Origin of the sequence: Bilifractor sp. LCP21S3_A7 (genome assembly GCF_052118825.1) — a bacterium.
Classification (GTDB): Bacteria; Bacillota; Clostridia; order Lachnospirales; family Lachnospiraceae; genus Bilifractor.
In genome coordinates this window covers 1-565 of sequence record NZ_JBQKGL010000034.1, presented here as the reverse complement: position 1 = coordinate 565, position 565 = coordinate 1, and the positions used below count along the sequence as shown (strand labels likewise).

General features: G+C 41.1%; 1 protein-coding gene. It reads left to right on the top strand.

What is annotated here, in order from left to right; all coding sequences use genetic code 11:
- The first annotated feature begins 73 nt into the window (after positions 1 to 73).
- A complete protein-coding gene (gene tnpA / locus ACTQ1O_RS14055; protein ID WP_441475711.1) occupies positions 74 to 538 on the top strand; it encodes an IS200/IS605 family transposase in 465 nt (154 codons plus the stop codon).
- Positions 539 to 565: the final 27 nt, after the last annotated feature.

Sequence of the window (565 nt, the reverse complement as noted above, 5' to 3'; positions counted from 1 at the left end):
GTTATACAATTGAGATCAACTCTTTCTATAATAGAGGTGTCCAAGCCACTATTTAAAAGAAAGAGGTGATCTCATGGCGAACCAGGCGAATAGCCTTGCGCATACCAAATGGCTGTGCAAGTACCATATCGTGTTCACACCAAAGTATAGGCGAAAAATCATTTACAATCAATACAAGCAAGACCTTGCAGAGATACTTCATCAATTATGTACATATAAAGGTGTCACAATTATCGAAGGTCATCTGATGCCAGATCATGTACATATGCTGGTTAGCATACCACCTAAGATCAGTGTGGCGTCATTTATGGGATATTTGAAGGGGAAAAGTGCCCTTATGATGTTTGACAGGCACGCAAATTTAAAATACAAGTTTGGAAACAGACATTTTTGGTCAGAAGGATATTATGTCAGTACAGTAGGGTTAAATGAAGCTACCATCAGAAAATATATCCAAGACCAGGAGCGGGCGGATATCATACAGGACAAGCTCAGCGTAAAGGAATACGAAGACCCTTTTAAGGGTCAGGGTAAGTAATACGGATGCCCCTTGAGGGGCAGCGAC

Bases quoted from the DNA above. Each gene is read 5' to 3' on its own strand.
- tnpA (WP_441475711.1), top strand. From the start codon at position 74: ATGGCGAACCAGGCGAATAGCCTTGCGCATACCAAATGGCTGTGCAAG.